The organism is Halomonas sp. H5 (genome assembly GCF_050613175.1).
Classification (GTDB): domain Bacteria; phylum Pseudomonadota; class Gammaproteobacteria; order Pseudomonadales; family Halomonadaceae; genus Bisbaumannia; species Bisbaumannia salifodinae.
In genome coordinates, this window is sequence record NZ_CP192510.1 from 793,659 (window position 1) to 808,309 (window position 14,651).

Annotated in this window: 21 protein-coding genes; 14 read left to right on the forward strand and 7 right to left on the reverse strand. The window is 68.5% G+C overall.

Features of this window, described 5'->3' with window-relative positions:
* Positions 1 to 17: 17 nt before the first annotated feature.
* Positions 18 to 449 carry a YybH family protein gene (locus ACQ1W9_RS03690; protein WP_346061536.1) on the reverse strand — a complete coding sequence of 144 codons (432 nt, stop codon included), beginning with the start codon at positions 447 to 449 and terminating at the stop codon, positions 18 to 20.
* Positions 450 to 653: 204 nt separating this feature from the next.
* Between ACQ1W9_RS03690 and ACQ1W9_RS03695 the strand changes: the two genes are divergently transcribed.
* A complete protein-coding gene (locus tag ACQ1W9_RS03695) occupies positions 654 to 1,238 on the forward strand; it encodes an NnrU family protein (RefSeq protein WP_431025374.1) in 585 nt (194 codons plus the stop codon).
* Here ACQ1W9_RS03695 and ACQ1W9_RS03700 read toward each other — a convergent pair.
* From ACQ1W9_RS03700 to ACQ1W9_RS03715, 4 genes are all read right to left on the reverse strand, one after another.
* Positions 1,235 to 1,414, reverse strand: a complete 180-nt coding sequence (locus ACQ1W9_RS03700) for a DUF1289 domain-containing protein (RefSeq protein WP_431025375.1) — start codon at positions 1,412 to 1,414, stop codon at positions 1,235 to 1,237. The two genes, ACQ1W9_RS03695 and ACQ1W9_RS03700, sit on opposite strands and share 4 nt — an antisense overlap.
* A complete protein-coding gene (arfB, locus tag ACQ1W9_RS03705; RefSeq protein ID WP_346061539.1) occupies positions 1,411 to 1,824 on the reverse strand; it encodes an alternative ribosome rescue aminoacyl-tRNA hydrolase ArfB in 414 nt (137 codons plus the stop codon). The genes ACQ1W9_RS03700 and arfB overlap by 4 nt, the downstream gene beginning before the upstream one ends.
* Positions 1,825 to 1,831: 7 nt before the next feature.
* Positions 1,832 to 2,047: a DUF3820 family protein gene (locus tag ACQ1W9_RS03710; protein ID WP_146801484.1), complete on the reverse strand. Its 216-nt coding sequence runs from the start codon at positions 2,045 to 2,047 to the stop codon at positions 1,832 to 1,834.
* Between the two features lie 77 nt (positions 2,048 to 2,124).
* Positions 2,125 to 2,892, reverse strand: a complete 768-nt coding sequence (locus ACQ1W9_RS03715) for a DUF1499 domain-containing protein (RefSeq protein ID WP_431025376.1) — start codon at positions 2,890 to 2,892, stop codon at positions 2,125 to 2,127.
* 155 nt (positions 2,893 to 3,047) lie between these two features.
* On the opposite strand from ACQ1W9_RS03715, the gene blaOXA reads away from it, so the two are divergent.
* The 4 genes from blaOXA (at position 3,048) to nfsA (ending at position 5,600) form a co-directional block, all read left to right on the forward strand.
* Positions 3,048 to 3,845 carry a class D beta-lactamase gene (blaOXA, locus tag ACQ1W9_RS03720; protein WP_431025377.1) on the forward strand — a complete coding sequence of 266 codons (798 nt, stop codon included), beginning with the start codon at positions 3,048 to 3,050 and terminating at the stop codon, positions 3,843 to 3,845.
* A complete protein-coding gene (locus ACQ1W9_RS03725) occupies positions 3,842 to 4,186 on the forward strand; it encodes a hypothetical protein (RefSeq protein ID WP_431025378.1) in 345 nt (114 codons plus the stop codon). The genes blaOXA and ACQ1W9_RS03725 overlap by 4 nt, the downstream gene beginning before the upstream one ends.
* A gap of 35 nt (positions 4,187 to 4,221) precedes the next feature.
* The gene (locus tag ACQ1W9_RS03730; protein WP_431025379.1) at positions 4,222 to 4,704 is read left to right on the forward strand and encodes a hypothetical protein; all 483 of its coding nucleotides are present in this window, start codon (positions 4,222 to 4,224) and stop codon (positions 4,702 to 4,704) included.
* A 164-nt stretch (positions 4,705 to 4,868) separates the two neighbouring features.
* Positions 4,869 to 5,600 carry an oxygen-insensitive NADPH nitroreductase gene (nfsA, locus tag ACQ1W9_RS03735; protein ID WP_431025380.1) on the forward strand — a complete coding sequence of 244 codons (732 nt, stop codon included), beginning with the start codon at positions 4,869 to 4,871 and terminating at the stop codon, positions 5,598 to 5,600.
* Between the two features lie 39 nt (positions 5,601 to 5,639).
* Here nfsA and ACQ1W9_RS03740 read toward each other — a convergent pair whose 3' ends face one another.
* Positions 5,640 to 6,161 (reverse strand): YgjV family protein, encoded by a 522-nt coding sequence (locus ACQ1W9_RS03740; RefSeq protein ID WP_431025381.1) that lies wholly within the window; start codon positions 6,159 to 6,161, stop codon positions 5,640 to 5,642.
* Positions 6,162 to 6,366: 205 nt separating this feature from the next.
* Here ACQ1W9_RS03740 and ACQ1W9_RS03745 point away from each other — a divergent pair, with 205 nt between their 5' ends.
* The 9 genes from ACQ1W9_RS03745 (at position 6,367) to ACQ1W9_RS03785 (ending at position 13,840) form a co-directional block, all read left to right on the forward strand.
* Positions 6,367 to 7,077: an IclR family transcriptional regulator gene (locus ACQ1W9_RS03745; RefSeq protein WP_431025382.1), complete on the forward strand. Its 711-nt coding sequence runs from the start codon at positions 6,367 to 6,369 to the stop codon at positions 7,075 to 7,077.
* Entirely contained in the window at positions 7,074 to 8,024 is a 951-nt protein-coding gene (hutG, locus tag ACQ1W9_RS03750) for a formimidoylglutamase (protein WP_431025383.1), read from the forward strand. The genes ACQ1W9_RS03745 and hutG overlap by 4 nt, the downstream gene beginning before the upstream one ends.
* A 78-nt stretch (positions 8,025 to 8,102) precedes the next feature.
* A complete protein-coding gene (gene gltS, locus ACQ1W9_RS03755; RefSeq protein ID WP_431025384.1) occupies positions 8,103 to 9,308 on the forward strand; it encodes a sodium/glutamate symporter in 1,206 nt (401 codons plus the stop codon).
* 159 nt (positions 9,309 to 9,467) lie between these two features.
* Positions 9,468 to 10,004: a nucleoside deaminase gene (locus ACQ1W9_RS03760; protein ID WP_431025385.1), complete on the forward strand. Its 537-nt coding sequence runs from the start codon at positions 9,468 to 9,470 to the stop codon at positions 10,002 to 10,004.
* Positions 10,001 to 10,129, forward strand: a complete 129-nt coding sequence (locus tag ACQ1W9_RS03765) for a hypothetical protein (protein WP_431025386.1) — start codon at positions 10,001 to 10,003, stop codon at positions 10,127 to 10,129. Before ACQ1W9_RS03760 ends, ACQ1W9_RS03765 begins: the two co-directional genes overlap by 4 nt.
* Before the next feature lie 101 nt (positions 10,130 to 10,230).
* Positions 10,231 to 11,442 (forward strand): DUF1835 domain-containing protein, encoded by a 1,212-nt coding sequence (locus tag ACQ1W9_RS03770; RefSeq protein WP_431025387.1) that lies wholly within the window; start codon positions 10,231 to 10,233, stop codon positions 11,440 to 11,442.
* A gap of 140 nt (positions 11,443 to 11,582) precedes the next feature.
* On the forward strand, positions 11,583 to 12,416 hold the full coding sequence (locus ACQ1W9_RS03775; RefSeq protein WP_431025388.1) for a helix-turn-helix domain-containing protein: 834 nt from the start codon (positions 11,583 to 11,585) through the stop codon (positions 12,414 to 12,416).
* A 15-nt stretch (positions 12,417 to 12,431) separates the two neighbouring features.
* The gene (locus tag ACQ1W9_RS03780) at positions 12,432 to 13,046 is read left to right on the forward strand and encodes a LysE family translocator (protein ID WP_431025389.1); all 615 of its coding nucleotides are present in this window, start codon (positions 12,432 to 12,434) and stop codon (positions 13,044 to 13,046) included.
* A gap of 161 nt (positions 13,047 to 13,207) precedes the next feature.
* The gene (locus tag ACQ1W9_RS03785) at positions 13,208 to 13,840 is read left to right on the forward strand and encodes an SDR family oxidoreductase (RefSeq protein WP_431025390.1); all 633 of its coding nucleotides are present in this window, start codon (positions 13,208 to 13,210) and stop codon (positions 13,838 to 13,840) included.
* A 4-nt stretch (positions 13,841 to 13,844) separates the two neighbouring features.
* Here the strand turns inward: ACQ1W9_RS03785 and ACQ1W9_RS03790 are convergent, their stop codons facing one another.
* Positions 13,845 to 14,642 (reverse strand): helix-turn-helix domain-containing protein, encoded by a 798-nt coding sequence (locus ACQ1W9_RS03790; protein ID WP_431025391.1) that lies wholly within the window; start codon positions 14,640 to 14,642, stop codon positions 13,845 to 13,847.
* Positions 14,643 to 14,651: the final 9 nt, after the last annotated feature.

The following is a 14,651-nucleotide window of genomic DNA, read 5'->3' on the forward strand; positions in this document are numbered from 1 at the left end:
GCCCGGGGCTTCGCGACTCAGGGGGCGAGGTCGAAGAGGGCGCGGCCGTTCTGGGGGTCGAAGGGCGCCGAGTGGTGCTCATGCACCAGCTTCCAGTGGCCTTCGATGCGCCTTAGCCCGCCGCTCATGCGTAGCCAGCCGGCGTCCTCGGCACTGCCACCACAGCGTACCAGAGCATGGAAGAAGGCCACCTGCTCCTCGGCATAGATGACCTCCTCGTGAAGCTCGAAGGTCATCGGTCCCGGGCACTGTGCCAGGCAGGCCGCCCAGTGCTGCCGGTAGGCCTCCAGTCCCTTGAACTGCAGCTGGGCGATGGCATCGAAGGCGACGATCTCGGGGGCATAGTGGGCGGTAATGGCCGCGATGTCCTTGGCGCGCACCGCCGCCGCCCAGTCGTCCAGTAATTCCATGACCGCGGCTTCGGCGGACAGGCCGGTATGTATGCTCATGGGGGCTCTCCTCGGGATGGGGTTCTTAGTGTGGCACTTCGAGCCTCGAGCGCACGCTGTTCGGATCGACATCCGGCCGTCATCCCACGGCAGGCCATGACCGCGGAGCAGGCGCGACAACTGGGGATATGGCATGCTGGGGCGCTGGACGGCCCCGGACACAGGGGCCGCCATCGACCCCGTGACCCGGCAAGGAGCCTCTCCATGATCGTGATGATTCTCGGCCTCGTGATCTTCCTCGGCATGCATTCCGTGCGCATCGTCGCCGACGACTGGCGACGCGAGCAGATCGCTCGCCTCGGTGAGCCGTCCTGGAAGGGCGTCTATTCGCTGGTCTCGGTGGTGGGGCTGGCGCTGGCCATCTGGGGCTTCGGGCAGACACGCCTCGATCCCAGCGTCGTCTGGTTCCCGCCCATGGGGCTGCGCCATGGGGTAGCGCTGTTGATGATCCCCGCCATTATCCTGCTGGTGGCGGCCTATGTGCCGGGCAATGCCATTCGCGCCCGGCTCGGCCATCCCATGCTGCTGGCGGTGAAGCTATGGGCCTTCGCCCACCTGCTGGCCAACGGCCGCCTGGGCGATATCGTCTTCTTCGGCGCCTTCCTGGCCTGGGCCATCGTCGCCTTCGCCGCGGCCCGGCGCCGCGACCGTGCCGCCGGCCTGACGGCGCCGCCCTCGCGGTTGCCGGCGACCCTGGCGACCCTGGTCATCGGCCTGGTCGCCTATTACCTCTTCGCCATGCACCTGCATGTGTGGGTCACCGGGGTGCCGGCCATCGCCATGGGCTAACCGGTGGAGGCATCGGACTCCAGGCGCCGCCAGACCGCCTCCTTCTCGGCGTCGGTCATGCCACCCCAGCGTACGATCTCGTCCAGGCTGCGGCGGCAACCGCTGCAGCACTGGGTCGCCTCGTCCAGACTGCAGGCGCGGATGCAGGGGGAGGCGCGACGCGGCGTGGGGGTCATGGCTTGACCTTGCCGCGCAGTGCCTTGGTCTTGCCCTTCTGGGTCTTCTTGTCCACCCGGCGACGCTGGGAGCCCCTGGTGGGCCGGGTGGCCTTGCGGCTCTTCTGGGTCTTCACCGCCTCCAGGATCAGCGCCCTGAGGCGCCGCAGGGCATCCTCCTTGTTGAGCTCCAGGGTGCGGTGGCTCTGGGCCTTGATGACGATCACCCCCTCCTTGCTGATGCGCTGGTCGGAGAGCGCCATCAGCCGTTCCTTGTAGAAGGGCGGCAGGCTGGAGCGGGGGATATCGAAACGCAGGTGCACCGCCGAGGCCACCTTGTTGACGTTCTGGCCGCCGGCGCCCTGGGCGCGGATCTGGGTAATCTCGATCTCCCAGTCGGCCAGGGAGACGTTATTGGAGAGTTGCAGCATATCCGCCTCAGTGCCCCCGGCGCAGGGGCGCCAGCAGGTCGTTCAGGCCGTTATGGTCGATCTCGTGCATCAGTTGCAGCAGGCGCCCCAGCTCGCTCTTCGGGAAACCCTCCCGGGCGAACCAGGCCAGATAGGGGCCGGGCAGGTCGGCGATCACCCGGCCGGCATACTTGCCGAAGGGCATCTTCAGGGTGACCAGCCGCTCCAGGTCTTGCGGATTCACGGCAGACTCCTCTCGAGGATGGGCGGCCTACTCTACGGCTTCCCGGAGGGTTCGGCCAGGGCGCCATCCGGCAGCCGCTAGCCGTTTCTGTGTAGCTGACGCTCGAGGGCGTCGAGAAACTCCTGGATGCGGATGGCATTGGTGCCCAGGTCGCTGCGCCCCAGGCGCGAGGCGGAGCGCATGTCCACCCGTACCCCCGTGTCGGTCTCGCTGAGGCGCAACACCACGTCGTCCTCGAAGCCGAACCAGGTGGTGGTGGCGGTGGCCTCCAGGGTGGTTTCGCCGACCCTGGCGATCTCCCAGCCCCGCTCGCGCATCATGGTCTCGGCGGTCAGCATGACCTGGGCCATGGGGGCATCCAGCATCAGCGGGGCCAGCATGGGGTAGGCGCGGCGTTGCTGATCGGCGAAGGCGCGAGGGTAGCCCACGGCGTTGGGTGCCGCCTCCCGGGCCGAGGCCAGGGCCATGAAGGTGGGCGGGTTTTCCAGGTCGGTGGTGATATCGTGGATCGGCGGTACTGCCTGGGCGCGCTGCAGGTGTTGGACAGGCACCACCAACAGGGTGGCCACCACCAGCAACACCAGGCCGCCGATCAGGGCGGGGCGCAGTCGCCGGCACCAGACCGCCACCACCAGGGTCAGCAGCGCCGACGTTGCCGCGGCCATGGCCACATAGGCCCCCTGGCGCAGCAGGCCAAGGGCCTGGCCCAGGTCGAGGGCGTCGAGGCGATAGGCCGGCCCCGCCCCGCCCATCAGCAGCGCGGCCAGGCCCAGCAGCAGCACACTCAATATCGCCAGGCCAGCCGGCCAGCGGCTGTCCCGGACGTAGGGCTCGAGAATCACCATCTCATGCCTCCGTGCGTGAGAAAGTCTCAGGTTACCAAGACCAGATTACGCCCTTTCGCCCGGGTGCGGTAGGAGGCTAAGGTTTATCCTCCGGGCCGCTAATCTCCCGGTCACTTCTCTACCCATGGCGGTTTCGACGACAACGGAATGGACTGATGACCCCAAGATCCCTGATGGCCGGAGCCCTGATCCTGGCGCTGACGCCCCTGGCCGCGGCGGCCGATACCTGGCAGGTCCGCGACGACTGGGCCGAACTCTTCGAGAGCCAGGATGCCCAGGGCACCCTGCTGGTCGTGGACCAGCGGGAAGGCGCCTCCACCACCTGGGTGCATGCCCCCGAGCGGGCCCGGCAAGGCTTCGTGCCGGCCTCCACCTTCAAGGTGCCCCACACGCTGTTCGCCCTGGATGCCGGGGTGGTGGCCGACGAGTTTCAGGTCTTTCCCTGGGATGGCGTCGAGCGCGGCGTCCCGGCCTGGGATGCCGACCAGGACCTGCGCTCCGCCCTGCGCAACTCCACGGTCTGGCTCTACCAGGCGTTCGCCCGCGAGCTCGGCGAGGAGAATGAGCGCCGCTATCTGGAGAGGATCGGCTATGGCAATGCCGAGATCGGCGAGGATCTCGAGAATTTCTGGCTGGAGGCCGGTCACCTGGAGATCTCCGCCGAGGCGCAGATCGACTTCCTGCAACGCCTCCACCGCCAGGCGCTGCCCTTCGACGAGGCCGATCAGCGCCTGGTCAAGGACCTGATGATCACCGAGGCCGGGCGTGACTGGATCCTGCGCGGCAAGACCGGCTGGTCCGGCGACCTCGGCTGGTGGGTGGGCTGGGTCGAGTGGCCCAGCGGCCCGGTGTTCTTCGCCCTCAATATCGACACCCCCAACCGCCTGGCCGATATCCCCAAGCGTGAAGCCATCGTGCGCGGTGCCCTGGGCGATCTGGAAGCCCTGCCATGACATCGACCGATAGTCTCCTCGCCGCCCGCCTCAGGACGCTGCTTGCCGGCGCGCCCGAAGCGCAGCTGCCGCTGACCTACCAGCAGGCGGCGGAGGCCCTGGGCCTCGCGCCGCCGCGCACCATCCAGCGGGTCGCCCTGGCCCTGGAGGCGCTGATGCGCGAGGACGTGGCCGCCGGACGCCCGATGATCGCCGCCCTGGTGGTCAGTCGCCGCGGCGAGCTGCCGGCCCAGGGCTTCTTCGACCTGGCCGTGGCGCTGGGGCGCTTCCCCGCCGAGCCGGCCCGCCATGCCGAGGCCTACCGGGCGGAGCTGGCCCGGGCCCTGGCCGAGAGGCGATAAGCGCAACGATGTAAGCAGGCAGACAGGAGGTAGCCTTGGCATCCGATTCAGGGATAGGGGCGGGCAAGATCGCGATCATCGGCCTTGTCGTGACCCTTTGCGGGGCTGTTCTAGGCTGGCATGGCAGTTATCTGCAGTCCCGACATAGCCTGGAGCAGAGCTGTATCGAGCGGCTGGACGCTCGGGAGCTGCTGCTGCGAGAAAAGGGCGCGAGCCTGTTGGGAAGCATCGGCAGGTTCGCGGGGGAAACCACCTATGCCGACAATACCGAGGCGAGGTTTCGCGAGCATGGTACCGAGGTGATTGCCCGAGCCATGACGCTGATGGCCTATGCGCCTCCCGAGCTTGGGGGGTCGGTCGTGAATGTGATCGGCACCATGCAGTATGGCCTGATGGCGCGTACGGTCGAGGAGCAGGAGCGGGCCATGGAGCTGGCCAGCACCGCCATGCGCGACTGGCCCATCGAGTTCCAGACGCTGATGGAGGAGTTCGAGCAGCGGCGCGAGGCATGTCGGTGAGAGCCAGCCGCTATTCCTGCGATGGCCCAGTGTGGATGGAGACCGGGTGGGGCGGTGCCTGAGGTGGCGGCAATTTCTCCGGGATGCAATGGCCGCCGTGATAACGGATAATAAGCAGGGTAATTAAAATCGTCGCCATCATTGGTGCCAACCCCCGAGGTCCCATGAACCCCACCATCGAACTGCTGAAGTCCCACCGCTCGATCCGCAAGTTCACCGAGCAGAAGATTCCCCGCGAGCTGCTGGTGGAGCTGATTCGCGCCGGCCAGGGCGCCGCCACCTCCAGCCATGTGCAGGCCTATAGCGTGATCCATGTGACCAAGCCCGAGAACCGCGAGAAGCTCGCCGAGCTGGCCGGTGGCCAGGGCTATGTGGCCGGCGCCTCCGACTTCCTGGTGTTCTGCGCCGACATGAAGCGCCCCACCGAGGCCGCCGAGCGCACCGGCGCCACGGTCGTGCGCGGCATGACCGAGCAGCTGCTGGTGGCCAGCGTGGACGTGGCGCTGATGGCCCAGAACGTGGCCATTGCCGCGGAATCCGAAGGGCTTGGCATCTGCTATATCGGCGGCATCCGCAACAACCCTGCCGCCGTCAGCGACCTGCTGCGCCTGCCCAAGCATGTCTATCCGGTGTTCGGCATGTGCCTGGGCTACCCGGCCCACCAGCCGGACATCAAGCCGCGCCTGCCGGTGGAGGCGATCCTCAAGGAGGACTATTACCGCGATGACCGCGAGCTGGTGGAGGCCTACGACGAGACCATGCATGCCTACTATCAGGCGCGAAAGGGCGGCAACAAGGACTCCAACTGGTCACGCAACCTCACCCCGTTGTTCGACAGCAAGCTGCGCGCCCATATGCGCGACTTCCTGATCGAGCGCGGCTTCGAGATGAAGTAAAGCGCCGCGGCCCGTCGCCATGGCGGCGGCGGGCCGGCTTCAGGGCAGGACCGGCCGGGCGTCGCGCCTCAGGCGCAGGATGGTGACCAGGTTGGTGATAAAGATCAGCGATTCGGCCAGGGTGCCGCCGATGGAGCCCGCCAGCAGGTTGCTGAGCACCCAGCAGAAGGCCGCCACCGCCAGGGTCACGCGCATGGCGATGCCGCGCAGCATAAACATGCCCCAGGTGCCCAGCAGACCCGCCGCCAGGGCCGGCAGGTCCCGCGGGCCGCTCCAGGTCAGCGCCGCCACCGCCAGGGTGGCAATCAGCATCCCCACCATCAGCGCCCGGTGACGCGGGAAGCGGCGCACCAGGGCGATGCGCACCACGATCAGCGCCGAGATTCCCGCCGCCACCCAGCTCGCGAAGAGCGCGAACTGGGCGGCGAAGGCCACGTTGGCGAACAGCAGCAGCACGAACAGCTTGTCGTCGCGCTTGCTGGCGAAGGCGATCACGCACAGCGCCAGGGCCACCAGGCTGACCCCCTGGCCCGCCAGCCACCTCAGGCTTAGCTCTTCCATGCGTGCCGCTCCCCCGCAACGCTTCCATCAACCGCCCTAGCCTGGCGGTTTCTCGCGGCTCTGCCAAGCCTGGCACGGGCGGTAGCAGTCTCGCCGGTTTGCTCTGCGACTAAAGTCTATGTTCTGGCGTTATCAAAAATTGATAACGATTTTTTCGTTTGTCGATTTTCCTGCGTATCGTTTATCAAAATCCGAGGTGACTGTGATGGGTCCATCCGACCGCATGCTGGCGCTGCTGTGCTGCCTGGCCAATCAAGGGGAAGCGATGACGGTGAAGTCGCTGGCCGAGCTGACCGCCCAGCCGGTCTCGACCGCATATCGCCACCTGCGCCAGCTTCTGGCCTGGGGCCTGGTCAGTGAGCGCGAGGGCGGCACCTATGCGCCGGGGCCCCAGGCGGTGCGCCTGCACCAGGGCTTCGAACGGCGCAACGAGCTGCTGCGCTGGGCTCGCCCGGTGCTTACCGAGTTGACCGAGACCACCCAGGAGAGCTCGGCGCTGCTGGTGGCGGTGCGCGACCACGCCCTCTGCGTGGAGATGATCGATAGCCCCCAGCCGCTGCGCTGCTGCTACCACCGGGGTCAGGTGCAACCGCTGCTCAAGGGCGCCAGCGCCCGGGCCCTGCTGGCCTGGATGAGCGAGGAGGAGCGCCAGATGGCGCTGATGCTGCGCTCGGAGGCGGAACGGGAGGAGGCCCTGAGTGGCCTCGAGGCTATTCGCCAGAAGGGCGTGGCGGTCAGCCTGGGCGAGATCGACCAGGGGGTGTGGGGCGCCAGTGCCCCGGTACTCAACGGTCGTGGCCGGCTCAAGGCGGTGATCAGCGTGATGGCGCCTAGCGCCCGGGCCCGGCATCGGGCCGAGGCCCTCGGCGCGGCGACGCGACTCAGTGCACAACGATTGGGAGAGCTCTTGCAGTGACACAGGCAGACGATGAGGCGGCGCTGATGGCGCCCTGGCAGGGCCGGGTCGACCACGCGGAAACCGGTGACGCACGGCGTTGGCACCAGGTGATGCGTCCCGTCTCCCGGGCCGAGGCGCCGGGGCGCGCCCTGCTGGGGCTCTGCTCCGATGCCGGCGTGGCCCGCAACCAGGGCCGGCTGGGGGCCAGCGAGGGACCTCTGGCGCTGCGTCGTCAGCTGGCCAACCAGGCCTATCACCTGACGGCACCGCTCTATGATGCCGGCGACGTGGTTTGCCAGGGCGACGACCTGGAGACCGCCCAGCAGGCCTTCGCCGGGCAGGTGGCCGGGCTGCTCGAGCAGGGGCACCGGGTCATCGGCCTGGGCGGCGGCCACGAGATCGCTTTCGCCAGCTTCTCGGGGCTGCTGGCCCACGCCCAGCGCCAGGCGACGATGCCGCGCCTGGGCATCCTCAACCTGGATGCCCACCTCGACCTGCGCCAGGCCGAGCGCGCCAGCTCCGGCACCCCCTTTCGGCAGTGCGCCGAGCTGTGCCAGGAGGCGGGCATCGACTTCCATTACACCTGCCTGGGGGTGAGTCGCGGCGGCAACACCCCGGCGCTCTTCGCCCGCGCCGAATCGCTGGGGGTGGAGTGGGTCCTCGATGAGCAGTGTCGCTCGCTGGACAGCTCTGCGGTGAAGGCCGCCCTGGGGCGGCTGCTGGCGCGGGTCGACTGGCTCTACCTCACCGTCTGCCTGGACGCTCTGCCGGCCTGGGTCGCCCCGGGCGTCAGCGCCCCTTCCGCCCGAGGCATCGAGCTGGCCCTGGTCGAGGAAATCATCGATCACCTGGCCCCGCGCATTGCGCTGCCGGTGGTGGACGTGGCCGAGCTCAATCCGCGCCTGGATATCGACGCGCGCACGGCTCGCGTGGCGGCTCGCCTGGTCGAGCGCCTGGCGCGCTAATCAACGACAAACCGGCCGCCGACGGCCACTCCTACCCGACCGCCCCGAGCGGCATACAACGACTCACGGAGCATCGACATGCACTTCACCCTGGATGCCGTGTCCACCACGGCACTGGCCCTGCTATTGCTCGCGTTTGGCGCCGGACTCAAGCGCCGGCTCAACTGGCTGGAACACTTCTGCGTCCCCACCCCGGTGATCGGCGGCTTCGGCTTCGCCCTGCTGGCCTGGCTGCTGCGCGACCTGGGCCTGGTCACCTTCGAGCTCGATACGGCGATGCAGAGCCCGCTGATGATCGCCTTCTTCACCACCGTGGGCCTGGGCGGCAGCCTGGCGCTGCTCAAGAAGGGCGGCAAGGCGCTGGGCATCTACCTGGTGGCCTGCTGGCTGCTGGCGTTGATGCAGAACGGCGTGGGCATCGGCATGGCCAGCCTGCTGGGCCTCGACCCGCTGATCGGCCTGATGGCCGGGGCCACCTCCCTGGAGGGCGGCTTCGGCGCGGCGGCGGCCTTCGGCCCCGAGGCGGAAGCCCTGGGCGCCCAAGGCGCCACCACCGCGGCCATCGCCTCCGCCACCTTCGGCATGATCGTCGGTGGGGTGATCGGCGCGCCCATCGCCCGCTGGATCATCGACCGTCGGCAGATCCCGGTCGTGGCCGAGGACGTGCATGATCTCGAGAAACTGCAAGCCGAGGAACGCCCCACCCAGGCGCCCATCGACGGTCGCATCCTGCTGCGGGTGCTGGCTGTGGTGGTGCCGATCATGGTGCTGGGGGTGTGGTTCAAGGCGGCCCTGTCGACCCACCTGGGGGTCATCCTGCCGAGCTATGTGGGCGCCATGTTCGTTGCCATCCTGCTGCGCAACCTCAATGATCGCTTCCACTGGGTCAGCATGCCGGACAATGCCCTCGCCACCCTGGGCGACGTGGCCCTGGGCGTCTTCCTGACCATGGCGATGATGAATCTCAAGATCTGGCAGCTCCAGGAGATGGGCGGCTCGCTGCTGCTGATCCTGCTGGTGCAGACCCTGGCCATCGTCTTCCTGGCCGTGGTGGTGCTGTTCCGCCTGCTGGGCCGCAACTACGATGCCGCGGTGCTTACCGCCGGCTTTATCGGCCACGGCATGGGCGCCACCCCCAACGCCGTGGCCAATATGGGCGCGGTGTGCGAGCACTACCGGGTGGTGTCGCACAAGGCCTTTATCATCGTGCCGCTGTGCGGCGCCGTGCTGATCGATATCGTCGCCATCCCCGCCATTACCTGGTGCCTGAACGCCTTCGCCTGACCGGCATTTGACCAACGACGCCAGCCTGGCCTTTGGGTCCGGCTGGCGTTGTCGTTTTTGTCGCCGATGCCGCTAAGATGGGGGACTTGCCCCGATAACCCCCGGATCGAACGGAGACGAGATGGAACCGCTACTTAACGCCGGCACGCCGGCACGCCGGTGACCGAGGCCGCCCTGGCCGCCATCGCCCATATGCCCACCGCCAGCCTGCCGGCGCTGATGGACGATGATTTCGCCCGGCGCCTGAGCGATGCCGAGCTGATGCGCATCGCCGTGCTGCTGGCCGAGAAGAGCCGTGGCGAGGGCGGCTGCCCCATCGGCGCGGTGATCATCGACAACGCCACGCGGCGTATCGTCGGCAAGGGACACAACACCCTGGTCCAGGAGGACCACCCCTACAACCACGGCGAGACCGCCGCCATCCGCGATGCCGGTCGCCTCGACTTCGGCCAGACCACGCTCTTCACCTCCCTGAGCCCCTGCGATATCTGCGCGACCCTGCTCCATATGCGCGGCTTCGCCCGGGTGGTGGTGGGCGACGTCACCAATGCCTCGGGCAACGAGGGCCTGCTGCGCAGCAAGGGCCTGCGGGTCGATATCCTCGAGGACGCCCGCGGCGTCGAGGGTTACGCCCGCTTCCGCACCGAGCAGCCACAACTGGACCTCGAAGACTGGAAAGGCAGGAGTGCCCTATGACGACCCTGGGGATCGGCGCCAGTGGCCAGGTCGGCCGCCAGTGCTGTGCCCTGGCCATGGATACGGCGCCTCCCTCGGTTGACTCCTCCCCGCGTTCGGGCGAGGCTAAGGGCCGCGCCGTCTAGGCGTCCCCGTCCGCGGAAAGGGCTGCGCCCATCGCTTTCAATCGACTTCCCCATACGACTCCCGGCCTGTCCGGCGGACGCAGGCATATGGAGGGATTCGTATGACCACGCTGCCCCGGCCGGATGCCAGGTCTCATGGCCGCTTCAATCTCGAGCAGCAGCGCAAGCGCGCCAAGGAACTGCTCAAGGCGGTGCGGGCCGACGACCCGGACGCCCTGGCACGCATCCTGTGCCAACTCCCGCCCCGCGAGGCGCCGCTGCGACTCTCCGATGCCCAGTTCGTGATCGCCCGGGAATGCGGCTTTGCCAGTTGGCCCAGGCTCAAGGCCCATACCGAATCCCTGGACGCCTCGCGGCGGCTGGTCGCCGAGCGCGGCGACCAGGAGCTGACCACCCTGCATATCCGCTGCGGCTCGGACATCGAACCCGGCCTGCGCACCGCCGGCTTCCGCGGCGACTTCCTGGAGTTTTCCGATCCCTTCTGCCTGGGCCCGCTGTGCGACCTGCCCCCCGAGGAACTGATGCGGCTACGCTCGCGCTTCCTGGCCGGGGTCTCCGGCATGGCCGAGCGTGATGCCCTGGCCCGCCTGCGCAGGAGCTACGCGGCACTGGACGACCTGGCTCGCTTTGAGCGGGTGGTGCTGTGGTTCGAGCACGACAGCTACGACCAGTTGATCCTCGCCTACCTGCTGCACCGCCTGCATCTGGCTCCGCCCAGGGCACGGATCGAGCTGATCGCCGTAGAGAGCGTCCCCGGCGTCGAGCGTTTTATCGGCATCGGCCAGCTCGCCCCGGACCTGCTGGCCTGGCTATGGCGGCAGCGCCGCCCCGTCGAGACGCCGCTGCTCGAACTGGGCAGCCGGGCCTGGGCGGCGCTGACCGCCGATCGCCCCCAGCCGCTGGACGCCTTGGTCGCCACCGGCACGCCGGCCCTGCCGATGCTGGGCAGGGCGCTCGCGCGCCATCTGCAGGAGCTGCCGGACGCGGCGTCCGGCCTCGGCCTGACCGAGCGACTCACCCTGGAGATCGTCCGCGACCGGGGCCCGCTGCCGGTCGGCGAGGCGTTCGCCTACCTGATGCGCGACTACGAGCCGCTGCCCTACCTGGGCGACCTGATGTTCTGGTGGCTGCTCCAGCCGCTGATCGCGGCGCCCCGGCCGGCGCTGGCGATTACCGAGCCTCACCGGGACTGGCCCCATCGTCGCCTCGCCCTGACCGCGCTGGGCCGTGACCTCCTCGCGGGAGGCCGCCACTGGTTGGACTACGCGCCCGGCGAGCGCTGGGTGGGCGGAATACGTATTCCACCACGCTAGTCGGGGCCAGCCCCGACCTTTCAGGAGCCCAGGCGGCGAGGGCCTTGGGCGGATTGCCGGGCAGTTGCGCAATATTGTCCAAGCCCGCGGTGTCGCCTTGGGCCTAAGCTATGCCTGAGTGGCGTTCTGGGAGGCATGGCATGACGCAGCAATCCAGCCGGTTCGATTATTTCAAGAGCCGGCATAATCCCGAGCTAACGGTGCTCCGGGCGGCGATGAGCGATTTCAGCTACGACCGCCATGCCCATGAGGAGTACGCCTTCGGCGTCACCCTTTCCGGGCGGCAGGACTTCTTCAGCGGCGGGCAGTTTCACCGCAGCCCGCCCGGCAATATCATCCAGTTCGCTCCCGAACAGGCCCACGACGGGCACCCGGGCGACGACAGCCGGCTGGGCTATGTGATGGTCTATGTGCCTCCCGCCCAGCTCGAGGCATCGTTCGCCGATGCGGCGGGCGGCGAGTGGGCCGCCCGCTTCCGCAGCGGTGAGACCCTGATGGCGGATGCCGAGTTGCGTGGCGCCATCCTGGAGCTGGCGCAACTGGTGACCCGCCGGGTCGGCACGCGTATCGACCAGGAGCACGCCCTGCATCGTATGGCGACACGCCTGGTGCAGCGGGCCGGCAAGTTCCAGCCCGGCGGCACGGTGAGCCGGCCCGATGCGCTGCTGCTGCGTGCCAAGGAGTACATCCTCGCGCACCTGGAGGCGGACCCGTCGCTGGACGAGATCAGCCGGGCCGCGCACCTCTCCAAGTACCACTTCCTGCGCCTGTTCCGTCAGCAGTTCGGCATCACGCCGCACCAGTACGTGCTCAGTTGCCGGGTCAATGCCGCGCGCCACGCCCTGGAGGCCGGCGTCACGCCCAATGAGGCGGCCTTCCGCTACGGCTTTACCGACCTCAGCCACTTCAACCGCCGCTTCAAGCGTATCTACGGCAAGACGCCCTACCAGTACCAGCGCAGCATCGCCCAGTAATCCGAGGTGTTCCCCATGTTGGAGATCGTCGCCTATGCCCTGGGCGTCATGTACACGCCTGGGCCCGTGAACCTGCTCGGCCTGAATGCGGGCCTCAACGGCCAGGCCCGCACCTCCCTCGGCTTCTTCGTCGGGGTGGGCGCGGCCATGCTGACGCTGTTCCTGATCTTCGGCTGGGTCGGGGCGGCCTGGGTGCGCGGCGACCTGCTCGCCGTGGTGGGTGCCCTGGGCTGCGGCTATATCCTCTACCTGGCCATCAAGATCGCCCGTTCGACCATCGACCCCGGTGCCGTGCGGCAGGCGCCGCGGGTGCTGCAGTTTCGCGATGGCCTGATCATGCAGCTCTGCAACCCCAAGGCGCTGGTCGCGACCCTGCCGATCGTCACCATCCAGTTCCCCGCCGCCGGCATCCAGGGCGTGGCCTTGCTGCCCTGGTCGCTGGGATTGGCGATACTCGCCTTCGGCGCCCCCGGCAGCTATGCGCTGATGGGCGCCGTGGTCGGGCAGCGTCTCGACAACCCGCGGCTGCTCAAGGGCTTTAGCCTGGCGATGGCGGCCCTGCTGCTGGGCGTCGCGTTTTCCATCGGCTATGAGAACGTCTGGCTACCTGTGTTATCCGGCGTCAGCTGATGGATAGCCCTTCACGCCAGCTCCGCCTCGGGCCCATATTCGTCACCCCCGCGAGAGGCTGGTATCGTCACGGGCAGGCCGGCTCGACGTGGCCCTCGGGGTGTCGCGACATCACGTAAGCCGCAACGGGATCTCGACGACTGGAAAGGAAGGAGTGCCCTATGACGACCCTGGTAATCGGCGCCAACGGCCAGATCGGCCGCCAGTTCTGTGCCCTGGCCGTGGAGGTCGGCGAGCCGATTCGCGCCATGCTGCGCTCACCAAAGCAGCGGCCCTGGTTCGAGGAGCGTGGCATCGACACGGTGATCGCCGACCTGGAAGGGGACTTCGCCCACGCCCTAGATGGCTGCGACCAACTGCTCTTCACCGCCGGCTCCGGCCCCCACACCGGCGCCGACAAGACCCTGCTGATCGACCTCTATGGCGCCATCCGCAGCGTCGAGGCGGCCCGTGAGCGGGGCCTGTCGCGCTACCTGATGGTCAGCGCCATGCGTGCCGACGACCCCCAGGCCGCTCCCGAGGCGCTGCGCCCCTATATGGCCGCCAAGTTCGCCGCCGATGCCTACCTGCGCGCCTCCGGCCTGCCCCAGGTTATCCTCAAGCCGGGGCGCCTCACCGACGAGCCCGCCACTCAACGGGTCGCCGCCTCCCTGGAGGAGACCGGCGGCGAGAACACCATCTCCCGGGCCAACGTGGCGCATGTCCTGCTGCATCTGGTCCAGGCGCGGCAACTGGTCGACCGCGAGTTCGTGTTGCTCGACGGCCGGCGCACCCTCGCCGAGGTGCTGGCCTGAGTGCCTAACCCGCCGGCCGCAGGCCCCGGCGGTATTCGTCGGGCGTCTCGCCGGTCAGGCGGCGGAACATGGCGATAAAGGCCGAGGCGCTGGCATAGCCCAGGTCCATGGCGATGCTCTCGACCTTGGCGCCGGACTCCAGCAGCGGCATCGCCTTGACCACCCGCAGGCGCTGCCGCCACTCCGACAGCGACATGCCCAGGTCGCGCTGGGCGCGCCGCATCAGGGTGCGCTCGGTGGCGTGGACCGCCGCGGCCAGCTCGCCCAGGGAACGGTTGTCGCCGGGGGTGGCCTCGATCATCGCCAGCACCCGGCTCAGTTGGGGATCCTCGGAGGTGGGCAGGTAGCTGCCGGCGCACTCCGCCGCGGCCAGCTGATCCACCAGCACCCGCAGCAGCCGCGTGACCTCGTCGGGGTAGGGCGCCTGGACGGGATGCCGGCGCAGGTGCTCGAGCAATGCCTTGATCAGCGGGCTCAGGGTCAGCGCACAGGTCGCGCTCGGCAGAGCCTCGGCCAGGGGCGCCGCGATATAGACCGAGCAGTGGCACGCCTCGTAGCGGTTCAGCCCCTGGTGCTCGACCCGCGGCGGCAGCCACAGGCCGTACTGGGAGGGTGCGAGGTAGCGCCGCTCGCCGACCTTCACCTCCATCACGCCACTGAAGGAGTAGACGAACTCGCCCCAGGCATGGTGGTGGCGGGGGTAGGCCGCGTCGGCCGGCATGCAGGCGGTGCGAAACACCACCGGGGCCGGCAGGTTATCGCTGAACGGCGGAAGGCGAAGATGCTTGGCGTGACGGGTCATGGCGCTGCC

What these genes read in the sequence shown, in the direction of transcription:
- ACQ1W9_RS03740 (WP_431025381.1), bottom strand. Translation starts at nt 6,161, where the DNA reads ATGGAAGAGCTAAGCCTGAGGTGGCTGGCGGGCCAGGGGGTCAGCCTG.
- gltS (WP_431025384.1), top strand. Translation starts at nt 8,103, where the DNA reads ATGCACTTCACCCTGGATGCCGTGTCCACCACGGCACTGGCCCTGCTA.
- ACQ1W9_RS03770 (WP_431025387.1), top strand. Translation starts at nt 10,231, where the DNA reads ATGACCACGCTGCCCCGGCCGGATGCCAGGTCTCATGGCCGCTTCAAT.
- arfB (WP_346061539.1), bottom strand. Translation starts at nt 1,824, where the DNA reads ATGCTGCAACTCTCCAATAACGTCTCCCTGGCCGACTGGGAGATCGAG.
- ACQ1W9_RS03785 (WP_431025390.1), top strand. Translation starts at nt 13,208, where the DNA reads ATGACGACCCTGGTAATCGGCGCCAACGGCCAGATCGGCCGCCAGTTC.
- ACQ1W9_RS03765 (WP_431025386.1), top strand. Translation starts at nt 10,001, where the DNA reads ATGACGACCCTGGGGATCGGCGCCAGTGGCCAGGTCGGCCGCCAGTGC.
- ACQ1W9_RS03745 (WP_431025382.1), top strand. Translation starts at nt 6,367, where the DNA reads ATGGGTCCATCCGACCGCATGCTGGCGCTGCTGTGCTGCCTGGCCAAT.
- ACQ1W9_RS03690 (WP_346061536.1), bottom strand. Translation starts at nt 449, where the DNA reads ATGAGCATACATACCGGCCTGTCCGCCGAAGCCGCGGTCATGGAATTA.
- ACQ1W9_RS03715 (WP_431025376.1), bottom strand. Translation starts at nt 2,892, where the DNA reads ATGGTGATTCTCGAGCCCTACGTCCGGGACAGCCGCTGGCCGGCTGGC.
- ACQ1W9_RS03775 (WP_431025388.1), top strand. Translation starts at nt 11,583, where the DNA reads ATGACGCAGCAATCCAGCCGGTTCGATTATTTCAAGAGCCGGCATAAT.
- ACQ1W9_RS03700 (WP_431025375.1), bottom strand. Translation starts at nt 1,414, where the DNA reads ATGACCCCCACGCCGCGTCGCGCCTCCCCCTGCATCCGCGCCTGCAGT.
- ACQ1W9_RS03695 (WP_431025374.1), top strand. Translation starts at nt 654, where the DNA reads ATGATCGTGATGATTCTCGGCCTCGTGATCTTCCTCGGCATGCATTCC.
- ACQ1W9_RS03780 (WP_431025389.1), top strand. Translation starts at nt 12,432, where the DNA reads ATGTTGGAGATCGTCGCCTATGCCCTGGGCGTCATGTACACGCCTGGG.
- nfsA (WP_431025380.1), top strand. Translation starts at nt 4,869, where the DNA reads ATGAACCCCACCATCGAACTGCTGAAGTCCCACCGCTCGATCCGCAAG.
- blaOXA (WP_431025377.1), top strand. Translation starts at nt 3,048, where the DNA reads ATGACCCCAAGATCCCTGATGGCCGGAGCCCTGATCCTGGCGCTGACG.
- ACQ1W9_RS03725 (WP_431025378.1), top strand. Translation starts at nt 3,842, where the DNA reads ATGACATCGACCGATAGTCTCCTCGCCGCCCGCCTCAGGACGCTGCTT.
- ACQ1W9_RS03790 (WP_431025391.1), bottom strand. Translation starts at nt 14,642, where the DNA reads ATGACCCGTCACGCCAAGCATCTTCGCCTTCCGCCGTTCAGCGATAAC.